Annotated in this window: 13 protein-coding genes and 1 pseudogene; 5 read left to right on the forward strand and 9 right to left on the reverse strand. The window is 70.0% G+C overall.

Features of this window, described 5'->3' with window-relative positions; genetic code table 11:
* Window positions 1-349 precede the first annotated feature (349 nt).
* Both CHC11_RS18775 and CHC11_RS18780 read right to left on the reverse strand, forming a co-directional pair.
* Complete coding sequence (locus CHC11_RS18775) at window positions 350-1,033, reverse strand: LysE family translocator (protein WP_089313065.1); 684 nt, start codon at window positions 1,031-1,033, stop codon at window positions 350-352.
* A gap of 502 nt (window positions 1,034-1,535) precedes the next feature.
* Window positions 1,536-2,093, reverse strand: coding sequence for a dihydrofolate reductase family protein (locus CHC11_RS18780; protein ID WP_089313066.1), 558 nt, complete (start codon window positions 2,091-2,093; stop codon window positions 1,536-1,538).
* A 1,199-nt stretch (window positions 2,094-3,292) separates the two neighbouring features.
* Between CHC11_RS18780 and CHC11_RS18785 the strand changes: the two genes are divergently transcribed.
* Window positions 3,293-4,318, forward strand: a complete 1,026-nt coding sequence (locus CHC11_RS18785; protein WP_218826154.1) for a YihY/virulence factor BrkB family protein — start codon at window positions 3,293-3,295, stop codon at window positions 4,316-4,318.
* Window positions 4,319-4,410: 92 nt separating this feature from the next.
* On the opposite strand, the gene CHC11_RS18790 is transcribed toward CHC11_RS18785, so the two are convergent.
* Window positions 4,411-5,109: a TetR/AcrR family transcriptional regulator gene (locus CHC11_RS18790; RefSeq protein ID WP_245919419.1), complete on the reverse strand. Its 699-nt coding sequence runs from the start codon at window positions 5,107-5,109 to the stop codon at window positions 4,411-4,413.
* A gap of 14 nt (window positions 5,110-5,123) precedes the next feature.
* Between CHC11_RS18790 and CHC11_RS18795 the strand changes: the two genes are divergently transcribed.
* A complete protein-coding gene (locus CHC11_RS18795; RefSeq protein ID WP_089313069.1) occupies window positions 5,124-5,756 on the forward strand; it encodes a DsbA family oxidoreductase in 633 nt (210 codons plus the stop codon).
* Window positions 5,757-6,221: 465 nt separating this feature from the next.
* The gene (locus CHC11_RS18800) at window positions 6,222-6,800 is read left to right on the forward strand and encodes a DUF4158 domain-containing protein (protein WP_179278896.1); all 579 of its coding nucleotides are present in this window, start codon (window positions 6,222-6,224) and stop codon (window positions 6,798-6,800) included.
* A 375-nt stretch (window positions 6,801-7,175) separates the two neighbouring features.
* Here the strand turns inward: CHC11_RS18800 and CHC11_RS18810 are convergent, their stop codons facing one another.
* The 4 genes and pseudogenes from CHC11_RS18810 to CHC11_RS41380 all read right to left on the reverse strand — a co-directional run bounded on the left by CHC11_RS18810 (window position 7,176) and on the right by CHC11_RS41380 (window position 10,046).
* Window positions 7,176-8,174: a CU044_5270 family protein gene (locus tag CHC11_RS18810; protein WP_089313072.1), complete on the reverse strand. Its 999-nt coding sequence runs from the start codon at window positions 8,172-8,174 to the stop codon at window positions 7,176-7,178.
* Complete coding sequence (locus CHC11_RS18815) at window positions 8,171-8,668, reverse strand: SigE family RNA polymerase sigma factor (protein ID WP_089313073.1); 498 nt, start codon at window positions 8,666-8,668, stop codon at window positions 8,171-8,173. Before CHC11_RS18815 ends, CHC11_RS18810 begins: the two co-directional genes overlap by 4 nt.
* 253 nt (window positions 8,669-8,921) lie before the next feature.
* Window positions 8,922-9,772, reverse strand: a pseudogene (locus CHC11_RS18820) (transposase).
* Window positions 9,773-9,899: 127 nt separating this feature from the next.
* Window positions 9,900-10,046: a hypothetical protein gene (locus tag CHC11_RS41380; RefSeq protein WP_179278897.1), complete on the reverse strand. Its 147-nt coding sequence runs from the start codon at window positions 10,044-10,046 to the stop codon at window positions 9,900-9,902.
* Between CHC11_RS41380 and CHC11_RS18825 the strand changes: the two genes are divergently transcribed.
* Window positions 10,030-10,293 carry a type 1 periplasmic-binding domain-containing protein gene (locus tag CHC11_RS18825; RefSeq protein WP_089313074.1) on the forward strand — a complete coding sequence of 88 codons (264 nt, stop codon included), beginning with the start codon at window positions 10,030-10,032 and terminating at the stop codon, window positions 10,291-10,293. The two genes, CHC11_RS41380 and CHC11_RS18825, sit on opposite strands and share 17 nt — an antisense overlap.
* 110 nt (window positions 10,294-10,403) lie before the next feature.
* Window positions 10,404-11,021 carry a TetR/AcrR family transcriptional regulator gene (locus CHC11_RS18830; protein ID WP_089313075.1) on the forward strand — a complete coding sequence of 206 codons (618 nt, stop codon included), beginning with the start codon at window positions 10,404-10,406 and terminating at the stop codon, window positions 11,019-11,021.
* Window positions 11,022-11,663: 642 nt separating this feature from the next.
* Here the strand turns inward: CHC11_RS18830 and CHC11_RS18835 are convergent.
* Both CHC11_RS18835 and CHC11_RS18840 read right to left on the reverse strand, forming a co-directional pair.
* The gene (locus CHC11_RS18835; protein WP_089313076.1) at window positions 11,664-11,873 is read right to left on the reverse strand and encodes a hypothetical protein; all 210 of its coding nucleotides are present in this window, start codon (window positions 11,871-11,873) and stop codon (window positions 11,664-11,666) included.
* A 47-nt stretch (window positions 11,874-11,920) separates the two neighbouring features.
* Complete coding sequence (locus CHC11_RS18840; RefSeq protein ID WP_089313077.1) at window positions 11,921-13,114, reverse strand: coiled-coil domain-containing protein; 1,194 nt, start codon at window positions 13,112-13,114, stop codon at window positions 11,921-11,923.
* Window positions 13,115-13,275 lie beyond the last annotated feature (161 nt).

The following is a 13,275-nucleotide window of genomic DNA, read 5'->3' on the forward strand; positions in this document are numbered from 1 at the left end:
GAGCATCCCGGCGCAGCCGGGCGATTTCGGTGGCCATGGCGGCGCCCAGGTCGTAGGCGGGGAAGTGGTCGAAACTGTGGCGGCGGGTGGTGCCAGGGCGGGTGTGCCCGGCGAAATCCTGGACGTCGCGCCGTGGCTTGCTGTCGTTCGTTGGGGGCGTGGGTGATCGGGGTGCCGCGCAGGTCGCGCGGTTGATCTTGTCCTGGCTGGGGCTGCCAGCGGCTTGTGGCGACGCGGTGGAGCCGGCGTCCCATGAACCCGGCGGCCGGTGCGGATGACGAACAGCAGGCCCTCGGCGGACGAGCCCCGCTCGGCCAGCAGCCGGTCCGAAGCGTTCAGAAACCGTCCCTCAAAGCAGGACCGGTGTCACGGCTACGCGTGCCTGGCTCAGACCGGAGACAGGGGTGCGGGACAGGGCGGTGCGAAGCGCGAAGACGCCGAGCAAGCCGCCTGCCGTGAGCCGCTGGGCGGCCATGGCGCGGGGCCGGGAGCTCAAAAACCGCGACACCCGTGCTGCGCCCAGCATGATCAGAGCATTGACAGAGATCCCCACGGTGATCTGCACACCGCCGAGCTGGAGCAGTTGCGCCCAGGCAGGGCCTGCCTGCGGGTCCAGGAACTGGGGCAGTAGGGCGGCGTACATAAGAGCAATCTTGGGGTTGAGCAGGTTGGTCAGCAGCCCCATCGAGAACAGGCGGGTGTCGGATACCGGAGGCAGGTCCTGGGCCGGGGCGAAGGGCGAGCGGCCGCCGGGCTTGAGCATGCCCCAGGCGAGGTAGGCCAGGTGGGCGGCCCCGGCTAGCTTGACCGCCATGAACGCCAACGGCACGGCGGCGAACAGCGCGGACAGGCCCGCCGCCGCAGCCAGCAGGTAGAACACGAATCCCACGGCGGTCCCACCGAGACTCACCAGGCCCGCTCTGCGGCCTTGTGTGATCGCGCGGGAGGCGAGGTGGATCATGTTCGGTCCCGGGGTCAGGGCCATGCCGAGTTCGACCAGAGCCACTCCTCCGACCGCGGCCAAAGTGATCACCGGTCAACCTCCTGGACGTTCGTCGGGTACCTAGTTCTCGAAGTGGAGAGTCGCCCGGCTGCGGCGCATCAGCAGCGCCTGTCTCGCCTGCTGCAGGATAGGGCCTCGCCACCCGGCACTTCATGTACCCCGCCCCGCCCTACGGGCGTTGGCGCGCCGGTCCGGCAGCCTGTCGGCGCGGTGTCACGGCGCAGGGTTGAGCGGGCGGAGCCCGTCGGGGTCTCGGGGATCTGGAAGGAATGGCGGCCCATCATGTTGATGTGGTGGCGCACGAACGGTCAGAGCCTGGCCGCAGTGGAAGCCAAGGCGGGCGCCGGGCTCCGTCCCTTCCATGACCCTGCCACCAGGCAACCGTCTGAGTAGCCACCAAGCGGGGCGGTCACGTCAGCCTGCGACGTGCAGAGCTAGCGGAGGTCCACGACCTCGTCCGAGAACCGATGGCACCGGGGACGAGCAGGCGCCTGCCCCGGTGCCACCGTGACCACGCGTCGCTTGCTGAGTCTTACTTGTCGGCTGGCGCGTACACCAGTTCGAGAACTCCGGACGGGAAGGCCGTGCTCTTCACCAAGCGCAGGTTCACGGCCTGATCCAGCTCGGGGAACAGCGGCGCGCCCTTCCCTGTGACGGCGGGCAGCACCCACAGCCGGTACTCGTCGACTACGCCGAGCTTGATCAGGGAGTGCATGAACTTGGTGCCGCCTGCGGCGACGAGGTCCTTGCCGGGCTCGGCCTTGAGCTTGGCGATCTCCTCCGCCGTGTCACCGCTGGCGATCCGGGTCTCAGGCCAGTCGTCGGCGGTTTCGAGCGTGCGGGAGAACACGATCTTGGGAATCTCGTTCATGGCCTTGGCGGACGGGTGGTCCGAATCGGGCCAGTATCCGGCCATGCTCTCGTAGGTGTTCCGGCCCATGAGGAAAGCGCCAGCCTCCCAAAGCCGGCTGACGAAGTACTTCTCCTGCTCGGGGTCGTCAATGCTCATCATGACGTCCCGGATTCCATTGTCCCCGTCAGCGCTCTTACCGTCGAGCGAGACGTAGAAACCCAGAATCAACTTTCGCATGCAGTGCCTCCATGTGTTACTTCCCGCGCCGGTCCAGCGCGGACCAAGATCATCTCGTGCTCAGTGGTTGGTCAGTCGCACAGTCAGACCGCCGGTTCCCCCAGAACTCATCGCGCTCCGCACCATCGACACCTCTCGCCAGGAGCAGTGAGACATGCGCCGTCCTGCCCTTTGCGATGCGGCTCTTGCTTCGTTTGACCAGGCTAAAGAAGCGCGAAACCGGGGGCGTCGGCCGCGTGAAGGGTCTTACGGATGCGACTTCAGGCTGAAGGGCGGGGCCGGACTATACCGAGGTCGCAGGCCATCACAACGGCGTGAACACGGTCGCGGGCGCCGAGCTTCTACAGGACGACCTTCACGGTCGCCTCCGCCAGGACCAGGAGCCTGGCAATCTCGGCGTTGGAGGCGACCCGGGCTACCGCTGGTGCCGTCAACGGACGAGTCACGCAAACGAAATGGCTTGTGTGTGATCGGGCCCGCATGAGGTCGGGTCGTTCGCGCCGACACCTCGCCCGCCTCGTCGCCATCGCCGACGGCGCCAGCCCCGTCGCCGAACGGACGCCCGAGGACTTCGCCGCGGTGATGGACCGGTGGAACGGCTCGGCGGCCGCGGGCCGACGACGCACACGCGGTGCGCGAGCGGGTGCTCTCTCGGCTGTACGAGATCACTGCCCGCGCCGAAGAGCTCCTCAGCCTCGACATCGAGGGACTCGCCCCCGAGTTCCGCCGCGTCCGCGTGGCCTCCAAAGCTGGCGCGATCGTAACGTGCCGGGCGGCTTGGCCTCACATCGTCCGAGAAAGATTCGTTTACGACAGATGTCCGGCTATGGCGGGCGCCAACCCGGCGAGCCTTCGCCCGGTCGTTCGGCTGAAGCAACCGTGCCGCCCGCGAGGAGGCATCGCTCATAGCCGGCGGCGACCCCTGGCCGTCGCCTACCAGGCCGTCTTCGACGATCACTATCCGGCACGAGTTCGGCGGCCTCAACCTCCTGCTGCCGTAGGGCGTCAGGACGCCGGCGACCGGCACAGGCGCGCGGTTGTCCGGCGAGCGATCACCCGCGACCGAGGCCAAATTCGTTCTCAACGCCGACGGCCCCGGTTCCTCAACCTCCGAGATCGCAGAGCGAGTCGGGGGATATCACTGCAATAGGTACGGTTGCGCCGTGACATCGGTAACTCTCGTGCCTCAGACGCGCACTATGAGCGGCGAGGAGCTCTCAGCTGGCGATGCCTGGACCACCCTGCGTGAGTACGGTGTGTGGCACCTGGCCCGCGACTCGTGGATCCGGTTCAGGTACGGAGATGGCATGAGCCACTCCAGGGCGCTGGCCTTCCAGATGTGCCTGTCGATCGTTCCCGGCGCCATCGCCCTGGTCGGGCTGAGTTCGGTCGCCCACCAGGAGCAGCTGGGCCAGGTGATCGAGCTGACGCTGAGCCGGCTGGCGCCCGGCGGGGACACCGATGCCGTCCGAGAGGTGCTCGGCGAACAGAGGCGGAGCCGCGACGCGCTGGCCCTGTGGCTGGGGCTCGCCACCGCGCTGGCGTCCCTGACCAGCACGATGGCTCAGATCGAGCGCGGCGCGAACCGGATCTACGGCATGAAACGCGACCGCCCGTTCCACCGCAAGTACGGCAGGGCCGCAGTGTTGGCCGTCACGGCGGGCGCGCTCATGGTCTCCGGCTTCACGGTCATGGGCGGCGGTGACGCCATCGGCGGCGCTCTCGCCCAGGTCTACGGCTGGGGTGACGGCCTGCGCACCTCCTTTGACCTGGTGCGCTGGCCCCTCGGATTCCTGCTCGCGCTGGCCTCCACCTCGGTGCTGTTCCGCGCCTCCCCCCGCCGCAGGCAACCCGGCCACACGTGGCTGGCCTTCGGCGCGCTGGTCACCTTGGCGCTCTGGACCCTGTTCACCTTCTGCCTGGCGTTCTACACCGGCCAGAACACCACGTTCGGCAGCACCTATGGTCCGCTGACCGCGGTGATGGCGCTGCTGCTGTGGTCGTTCCTCAGCTCGATCGCGCTGTTCTTCGGCCTGGCGTTCGCCGCCCAACTGGAGGCGTACCGCGCGCGCTGCCCCGACCCTGCCATGCCGGACCCTGGCCCGACCGCCGAAGAGGAGCGCGAGCCACTGGTGGGCGCCGTCGGCTCGGCAATCATCACCTCCGTCCGCGGCCTCATCGAGCTGATCAGGCGACTCCGGCTCCACAAAGACGAAACGTCCTGAAGGCCAGGGCCGGCTCGTCGCCGCGTACTGCGCAGATCGTGGTCGGCCTGCCGGTCTCGGCGCGGCGAAGGTCCACTGGCCCTTGGGGCTTGCTACCGGGTGGTTGTGCCGGCCGGGGGGGCGAGGCCGGTGAATGCGAGGTCGACGATGGCGTTGATGTGGTCGGTGTCGGCTGTGCGCGGGGTGAGCAGCCTGCGGTAGTAGGCGGCGCCGTAAAGGAGTTCGGTGACGAGGACCGGGTCGGCGTCGGAACGTACCTGACCTTCGCGCTGCGCCGTGCTGATGCGTTCGGCGGCGGCGCCCGCCAGGTGACCGATGAAGCTGTCCCACAGTGCCCGGTGGAGGTCTGGGTCGTGCTGGGCTTCGCCGATCAGTGCGCGGTAATGCGGAAAGACGTGCGGGTCACCGAGGATGCGCGCGGCTGCCGCCATCTGCGCCTTGATATCGGCGACGAAGTCACCGGTATCGGGGAAGGACGCGTCCATCTTCCATGTGGACAGTAGGGCGTCCAGCAGCACGGCGGCCTTGGACGGCCACCAGCGGTAGATCGTGTTCTTGCCGACGCCGGCGCGGGCGGCGATGCCCTCGATGCTGAGTTTGCGGTAACCGACCTCCTGGCACAGGTCCATGGCGGCCTTGATGACGGCGTTGGCGGCCTCTTCACTTCGGCGCTCGGGACGTCTAGGTGACATGCGGACAGCATAGCCCTCAGGCGGCACGGAACGTTCCGTATTGACTGGGTGGTCGGCGGCGGGCATGCTGAGGCGACACGGAACGATCCGTGCCGCCATCGAAGGACGAGCCCATGAAAGTCGAGTTCACCCACGACATCGCCTGCGTCTGGTCGGCGCTCGGCTACACCCGCTTCCAGCGGGCCGCCGAAGAACACCGGGCGGGCGGCGGCGAACTGGAGGTCGTCTTCAGGCCGTACCGGACCGTGGTCTCGTCAGCGGGAACGCCGCAGAGCCCCGCCCATCTCCAGCCCGACCCCGTCGCGCAGATCGCACGGGCAGCGGCGGCCGACGGCCTGGTGGTGAACCTCGACCGGATCGTGCCCGCCCCCACCGCCCACGCCCACCGGCTCATCGCGCTGGCGGCCGCACAGGGCACCGCCGAGGACATGGCCGCCCGCCTGTACCGCGCCCACTTCAGTGACGGTCTGGACATCGGCGACGCGAACGTGCTGCGGGACCTGGCGTTCGCGATCGGTGTCAGGTGGAACACTGAGAAGGGCGACGTGCGCCCCCGCGCGGAATCTGCGCGGTCCGCCCGCGCGTCCGACCCGCGAGTGCCGGTCTTCCGGTTTCCGGACGGGACCGTCCTCGTTGGAGCCGTGTCACTCGCCGCGCTGCGGAGTGAGTTGAGGCGGGCCGACTCACCGCGCCGACGCGTTCGGCCATCGTCCGACCGCGCGCCGACCGCAGAAGCAGTGCTCTGACCGACGCCATACGCCGAGGTGGGAGGGCAGCCGTGGTCGCCGAAACTCGGTCCGTGCAGGTAAGGCCATAGTGTCTGGTAGGCCGTCGTCAGCGTCGCCCGCCGGGCCGAGCCGTCCAGGCGCGAGCGCGTATCCCGAAACCCGGCAGAGGATCCCCACCACCGGGACAGTGGCCTGAGCGCACGGCCCGGCCAGCGCCAACAGCAGCGGATCCTGGCATGGCGGACCGGCCTCCCCCCAGAGGTCTGGGCGGCCTCAAGCCAGACCACCTGTACCTGTACGGGCCCCCACAGGCCGAATCCTGCTCGGCGTAGGCCCAGGTCGGAAAGAGTCGTCAACCGGCGGTCTCCGGGTGCCGTTAACGGACGTGTCACCGGCCGCAAACGAGCGCCTTTTGCGTGATCGGGCACCGCCTAGTGGGGGGTTCCACGATGATTAGGCCCCATGAGTCGGCAACCGGTCGGGATGGACGAGCTTGTCGAGCACCGGACGGTGCTGGATGATGAGCTGGAGTTCGTGGCGGGCAAGCGCGGTGCAACAAGGCTGGGATTCGCGCTGCTGCTGAAGTTCTACACGCGGCATGGCCGGGTTCCGCGCGGGCGGGCGGAGTTCGCCGACAGGGTTGTCGACCACGTCGCTCGGCAGGTCAAGGTGCCGGCCTCGGAGCTTGGTCTGTACGACTGGACTGGGCGGACGATCGAGTATCACCGCACCCAGCGGGTGACGGGCAAGGAGAACATCCTGTTCCACATCGCCGAGGCGTTGCTGGCCACCCCGGACGACCAGGTCCGCGACGTGGTGTTCCCCGCGGTGACCGGCACCGCCTCGGCGGCGGACTGTTGCGCGCCGGGGACTGCCTCGATCGGGACCGATGTCCAGCTCCGCCCGTTCCAGTGCAGGAGACCGCAGTCGGCCGACGCCCAGACATCGTTCGTGCTCGACGCGCTGACATGGTTGACGCGGCCGACATTGGGGATGGGCGACTGCTGCCAGCCACGCCCGTCCCAGCGCATCATGAGGGAGATGAAGGTGTCTCTGCCGTAGCAGTCGTCGTCGGACGTGGCCATAGGGCGCCGTGGCATCGTGGTTCCGGAGGCTTGCGGCAATGCGGCACCGGAGGGTTGCGGGCCCGGGCTGTCCTCGTTGAGGGTGAACCCCCCGGCCCAGGCCGCGTCGGGTCCCGTCGTGCTGACGCTGAGCAGGTTGGCCTTTCCCTGGACGGGGACCTCGAAGGGCTGCCACCCGTCGGACCCCGCCGTCTTCACCGCGGGCTTCGCCTCCGTGCCGACCAGCGCCGCGACCGCCGGTGGAGCTGCCACCACGGCCGCCCAGCGTCGTCGCGACGGCAGCGGCGCGGATTATGCTGTCACGCACGTGCGAATCTTCCATTCGTGAGAACTTCACCGAGGGCATTCGCTCCTACCGCTGGCCGGCCTGGTCGACGAGCTTGGTGACCACGCGGGTGAGGGAGTACATGACGGTCCCCACCGGGACGTTGTAGCGGGGGTCCTTGCCCTTGGTGGCGGAGATCGGGGCGTTGCGGCCGGTGTTGACCGTCCGCTGCGCCACCATCTGGTAAGTGGCCGGGTCCAGCAGGAACTGTTCGCCGAACCCACGGGAGAGCGCGATGGCGGGCCGGCCGGCGCCGTCCTTGACGTTCCGGTCGATCTTGACGTCGGGGATTGCGGCCAGCACCCGGTAGAGGGCGGCTTGCGTCGCGGGCGGCATGGTGACCGGCGCGTTCCACAGCATCTGAGCGGCGTCGCGGAAGGCCTGGCCGTCCCGATCCTTGACCATCCGGCCCCGGGCGGGTGTGGCGTCCACCTCCTTGTAGACCAGGGCACGCAGCTTCCGGGGGTCGCTGGGCAGTGACATCAGGCGGTCGGTTTCGGCCCTGGAGCTCTTGGCCCCCTCGCCCGTGTGGCGGTAGATCACCAGCTTGCCGTTCAGCAGGCTCGCGTCCTGCGAGCCGTCGAGCTTGATCCAGTCCTCCGAGTAGTGCGGCTCGGGGCCGTGTTCTGCGGTGGGCCCCATCTCGACCGCCTTGGTGTACCACCACTGGCCGGGACGTGGCGTGACGGGCGGGCGCGCCTCCGCCGTCTGGGCGGCCTTGCCCAGCACCTGTGCCGCGCTCACCAGGTGGACGGCGGGCGGCCGTGGCGGAACGGTCCCGTTCGCGCCGGTGCCGGCCACGACCACCGCGCCCGCGGCGACGGCCGCGGCCGTGACCGCCGAGGCGGCGATGCTCGCGCGGTTGCGGAGTCGTCGCCGCCGCCCCCGCGCGAGGCCCCCGCTGACGAGCCCGTCCAGCGGCGGCTCCAGTCCTTCGGCGGTGCGGCGCATCGCCTCGGCCAGCCGGTCCTCCACCGCGTTCATTCCCGCGTCCCCATGCATCTCGGCGTCCTTCTCCCGCGTCATCGGATGAGCTCCTCGAATCCCTCGCCCAGTGCCTCGCGGAGCCTGCCCAGCGCCCGCATGCTGCGGTTGCGCACCGCCCCGCCGCTCAGCCGCAGCGCGGACGCCACGTCCTCCACGCTCATGTCCTCCCAGTACCGCAGGACCAGTACGGCGCGGTCCTGCGGGGGAAGCTGCGCGAGGCCGTTCAGCAGCGTCACGCGGAGCGCCTGGTCGGCGTCGTCGGAGGCCGTCTCGGGCAGCCGCCGCGACGGCGTCTCCTGGTTGCTGTGCTTGCGCACGTGGGACATGTAGGTGCGCATCAGCACGGTCCGCGCGTAGGCGGCCGGGTTGTCGGCGCGCTGCACGCGCCGCCACGACGCGTACAGCTTTCCCAGCGTCGTCTGCACCAGGTCCTCGGCCAGGTGCCGGTCCCCGCACATCAGGCAGGCGGTGCGGAACAACGAGGCGCCGCGCGCGGCGGCGAATTCATGAAATCCATGCGGATCTTTGGCCATCGGGCCTTCCCAGCGTCGTTCGTCGGTTCCGTCCATACAGACGCCGCGGGCCGATCGCTTTGTCACAGACGTAAGGGGGCGGATCCACCGGCGGCGGGTCCGCCCCTTCCATGTGCGAGCTCAGCCGGCGAAATAGCGGCGCGGGTTCGCCACGAGCATCTGGTCGATCCGGGCGTCCGAGCCGCCCGCGGCGCGCAGGGCCAGCAGGACGTCGTCGCTGAGGTCAGGCACCTCCGGCGAAGCTGATCTACCACTACCAGTGCCAGATGGCGGCGTTGAGGGCGCAGATGCGCTGGCAGATGCGGGCCCAGAGTCCTTCGGTGGTGCGGGCGGAGCGGCGTTCCAGGCCGAGCTGGTTCTTCAGCGTCCAGATGGCCGCCTCGATGCGCTGGCGCAGCCAGCCGGGGAAGACCGCGGCCGTCGGCTGGGGCTCGTCTTGGCGGACGGGTCGGATCAAGACGTGGCCAAGGTCGGCGGCGGCCTTCTGCACTCCGGCTACGGCGAATCCCTTGTCGCACACGATCGGGCACGGCCCCGGTGCGGGCGGCTGCACGTGCAGCAGGTGGATCGCCTGCTTGCGTTCGTCCAGTTCCTTGGGGTGGGCCAGGCTGAAGGAGCACACCGCGCCCTCGGCGGTGGTGATCAGCATCAGCTTGGCGCCCCAGTAGAAGGCGTGGTGGGACTTGTCCATGCCGTAGCCGGCGATCTCGCCCAGGGCCGAGCGGTGCACGGTGGTGCGCGAAGCGCCGCAGCGCACCGGGGTGCCGTCCATCAAACGCAGCCGCTCCTGCCAGGACGGAACCCGCCGCGCCAGCCACATCGCCGCGGTGAACAGGACGGGCACCGCATCGCGCAGGTGCCGGTTGTACTCCGACTGGCCCGGCAACCGCGGGAACAGATGCCCGACCCTGCCCGGCGCCGTCCGCAGCCACGGCGCTCGGAATCGCACACGAGCAGGGCTTGGGCCACGGCGACGCACACCAGATGGGCGTCGTTGAGCACCCGCTGCGGCCCGCGTCGCCGCGGCCGGTCCGCAGATGGCAGGACATGGTCGTCCAGATGAGCAAAGAGTGCGGTCAGAAGGGCATCCAGGTTTGTCTTCACACACTGATCATGGGCGCCCTTCGCCATGCCCGCAGCGGTTCAGCAAACCCCCATCAACGATCTAGTAGCGGCTCACGGTCCCGAAGCGCATGGCGGCCGGTTTGCGCGCCTGAGCTCCCGATCCCTGTCACGCGAGGGTGGCCTTGAGATGGCGGCCTTGGGGAGTCGGATCGGTGAGGGTGCCGTTGTCGATGACGATCCGGCCTCTGACCATGACCGTTGTCGGGCGGCCTGTGTGGTGCAGGCCCTCGTAGTGGGTGTGCCACCGCCACATCGGCTCCATCGGCGGACCGCCCGACACGAACTTCGGCCAGGAGCGGTTCGGGGGATACGAGCAGGCCCTGCGCGAGCACGGCCTCCTGGTGGACGAGCGGCTGGTCGAGCGCGGGCCGTTCGAACCGGCCTTCGGCTCCGACCCGACCGACCGGCTGCTGCACCGCACCCCGGAGATGACCGCCCTCCTCGCGGCCTTCGTCCAGAGCTGGTGGCCTGTTCGAAAGGCGCGGCTGACGGTGCCCTGAGGGTGCTGGTCGGGGTGCAGCGCGAGCCGGTGCTTGGGGCGGCCACCACCGAGCACGCCGATGCCACTCGCCGCCCGGCCGTGTCGCACGCCATCGGTTAAGTTGGGTGTATGGAGGACGACCCAGCTGTCGAGCGGATTGTCGACGTCGCTACCAGGCTGTTCGCTGAGCTCGGCTTCGATGGGACCCCGTCCGAGTTGGTCGCTGAAGCCGCCGGGGTGGATACCGGCACGCTCACCGCGCTCACGGGTGGCAAAACCGAGCTGTACCAGGCTGTCATGCTGCGTGTCCATCGGGCCGAGGTGGAGGTGGTGGAGGCCGCCCTAGCATCGATTCCCCACACTCTTCGAGGGCTGACCGAGTTGGCGGACGCCTACTTGGACTTCCATGTCCGCAACCCCCATGCCTCGTTGTTGTGGATGCACCGCTGGATGGGCGACGCGTCGGCCACCGCCGAACTTGACGTTCGATACCGGGGGCCGATTATCGCCATGGTCGCCGATGCGGTCGGATACATGGTGCCGGACGATGTCGATACCGACTTCATCACCTGGACCGTCATCTGGACCGTCGCGGGCTTCATCACCGGGGGCATGCTGCACAGCGATCACCCATCGAATCGACCTCCCCGAGACGGGGCCGCCATCGCCCCGGAGGCACTCGAGGAATTCCGCGTCAACCTGCACTCCCTCGTCCTTCGCATGGTCTCTCCCAAGAACTACCCCTGATCTACGGCCCTCTTCCGCGCAGGCCTCGCGCAGGTGCGGGGCAGCCTTGACGGGAGGTCGACCTCCGCGTGCTCGCATCCGCCATGGACGCTCCCGTCGCCAGCGTGCCCGATCGCGACGGCCGCAGCGAACACCGGCCCGTTCCGGAGCAGGCCGTGCTCTGATCAGTCGATAAAGATGCACCAGTCCGGACGCGCACTCGTCCATCGTGGTCGGGTGGCGCATGACCACGCCGGCGTCCGGCGACACCCGCCACAGGTTGCTGGGTCATGCGGTTGGCCCTTTCCTTCCGTCATTCCGCCAAGTCGGTCACGCCGGGTCTTCCTCGGCGGCGCACGGCGGCCTGCCAGTGCCGCGGGCCGGGCGTCCCCGTTGAGGTCTTCCACGCCGGGCACGGCGACGGCAGCGGGTGGTGCGTCGAGCGCGCGGAGCGAGGCCCGCCTCGTGGTGATCTCCCGGTGGAGTCCGGTCTTCTCGACCCGCCATCCGTCGCGCCGGGTGCTCGTCGACGCCCTCCGGCGACCGGCGGGAGGGCTCGCCGGGGGCGGGCGCGTCCACGCGGTGTAGACAGGCGCGGGCGTAGGTCTCCCACATCTGCTCGTAGTGAGCGCGGCTGGCGGCGACCGCCGCGTCCAGCTCCCGTCACACCGGCACCCCGATCGCCAACTTGCAGCAGACCGGTTTCCCGCAGGCCAGCCACCCGCCGACCATGTCCAGCAGCCGCGGCTCACCGCAGTCGGGGTAGGGCAGGTCCGGGCACGGCACCTCCGGTACCGCGGGTGTCTCGGTCAGCGCGCCGAGCCGCGGACCGGTGAGCGGCGGGACGATGGAGGGGCCGGGGGAGACGGTCATCGAATCTCCGCTCCTCCGCCGCGCGGGTACAGGGGGGTAGGCAGCCATCATTGGTCGCCGCGGGCCGCGCGCGCGGCTTGTTCGGCGGCGTGCTCGGCGGTCTGGGCGCGCTGCTCGGCGGTGGCCGCGCGTTCGCGCTGCGTGCGGGCCTCGGCGCGCGCCTCCTCCAGCTGGCGCCGCACCTCGGCCATCGCCGCGTCGGCGGCCGCGCGGGCGGCCTGCACCTCGGCGCGGGCCCGCTCGGCGTCCTCGCGAGCCGCGGTGGCGGTTGCGGCGTGCTCCTTGGCCGCGCGGTCGCTGCGCGCGGCGCTGTCCCGCGCGGTCCGTTCTTGCCGGTGGGCGTCGGCGAGCTGGTCGCGGGTCTTCGACAGGGCCGCCTCGGCGGCGTCGGCGCGGTCGGTGGCGGCGGCGTGCCGCGTCTGTTCCTCGGCGAGCTGCGCGCGTGCGGCCTGCAGCTCCTCCAGCAGGCTCGTGGTCTCCTGGTGCGCGGCGTCCAGTCGCGCGGCGGTATCGGCGCGGGCCTGCTCGGCGTCGGCGGCCTGCTGCTGGGCGACCTCGCGCAGGTGCCGTTCCGCGGCGGCCTCCTGCTCGGCGACCTGCTGGGCGCGCTGGGCCTGCCCCGCCTGCCGCCACGCCCGCTCGGCGTCGGCGCGCGCGTCGGCGACCTGCTCGCGCGCGTCCCGGCGCGCGTCGGCGACCTTGTCGTCCCGGTCGGCGCGCGCGGCCTTCGCCGCGGCGTCGGCCTCGTCGGCGCGGTCCTCGGCGAGCTTGGCGCGGGTCTCGGCTTCGTCTGTGTGGCGGCGCGCGGTCTGCACCTCGCGGCGCGCCTGCTCGGCCTGGTCGGTCGCTTCGGCGACCGCGCCGTTCAGCAGCTCGGTGAGCACGCCGGTGCGCTCTTCGAACGCGGCGAGCAGCTGGCCGAGTTGTGCCGTCTCGCCGCGCAGCGTCCGCACGGGCGCGAGCTCGGCGGCCTCGGCCTTGCGACCGGCCTTGTGGTGCGCGGTGCGGTGCGCGGGGCTGCAGTATTCGGCGTCGCGGCGTACGCCGCGGGGGATCGGCCGGCCGCAGTGCTTGCAGGGGCGGCGCCCGGCGCCCCGGGTGGTCTCGGCGCGCTGGGCGATCGCGTCGGCGGACAGGTCGTCCTCGGCCACCGGGCCGTCCAGTAGCGCTGCGGCGTCGAACGCTTCCGCCAGGGGCGGCTCAGCCTGCTCGACGGCGGGGTCGTCGTGGTCATCCGGCATGGATCCAGCCTAACAGTCGTTCCGTTCCGTAGCTGAAACGGATAGAGAAACGGAACGGAACGGATCCTGAACATCTCAGAAGACATCACACAATGCTGATTGTGCGAAGGCTCGTTCTGTGCGAAGCTGACAGCGACCTGCCCTGGCGTCCTGGCTCAGTC

Origin of the sequence: Actinomadura mexicana, assembly GCF_900188105.1 — a bacterium.
In the GTDB taxonomy this organism is placed as follows: Bacteria; Actinomycetota; Actinomycetes; order Streptosporangiales; family Streptosporangiaceae; genus Spirillospora; species Spirillospora mexicana.

What these genes read in the sequence shown, in the direction of transcription:
- CHC11_RS18840 (WP_089313077.1), bottom strand. Translation starts at nt 13,114, where the DNA reads ATGCCGGATGACCACGACGACCCCGCCGTCGAGCAGGCTGAGCCGCCC.
- CHC11_RS18810 (WP_089313072.1), bottom strand. Translation starts at nt 8,174, where the DNA reads ATGACGCGGGAGAAGGACGCCGAGATGCATGGGGACGCGGGAATGAAC.
- CHC11_RS18830 (WP_089313075.1), top strand. Translation starts at nt 10,404, where the DNA reads ATGGAGGACGACCCAGCTGTCGAGCGGATTGTCGACGTCGCTACCAGG.
- CHC11_RS18795 (WP_089313069.1), top strand. Translation starts at nt 5,124, where the DNA reads ATGAAAGTCGAGTTCACCCACGACATCGCCTGCGTCTGGTCGGCGCTC.
- CHC11_RS18815 (WP_089313073.1), bottom strand. Translation starts at nt 8,668, where the DNA reads ATGGCCAAAGATCCGCATGGATTTCATGAATTCGCCGCCGCGCGCGGC.
- CHC11_RS18835 (WP_089313076.1), bottom strand. Translation starts at nt 11,873, where the DNA reads ATGACCGTCTCCCCCGGCCCCTCCATCGTCCCGCCGCTCACCGGTCCG.
- CHC11_RS41380 (WP_179278897.1), bottom strand. Translation starts at nt 10,046, where the DNA reads ATGTGGCGGTGGCACACCCACTACGAGGGCCTGCACCACACAGGCCGC.
- CHC11_RS18800 (WP_179278896.1), top strand. Translation starts at nt 6,222, where the DNA reads ATGGACGAGCTTGTCGAGCACCGGACGGTGCTGGATGATGAGCTGGAG.
- CHC11_RS18785 (WP_218826154.1), top strand. Translation starts at nt 3,293, where the DNA reads ATGAGCGGCGAGGAGCTCTCAGCTGGCGATGCCTGGACCACCCTGCGT.
- CHC11_RS18790 (WP_245919419.1), bottom strand. Translation starts at nt 5,109, where the DNA reads ATGGCGGCACGGATCGTTCCGTGTCGCCTCAGCATGCCCGCCGCCGAC.
- CHC11_RS18780 (WP_089313066.1), bottom strand. Translation starts at nt 2,093, where the DNA reads ATGCGAAAGTTGATTCTGGGTTTCTACGTCTCGCTCGACGGTAAGAGC.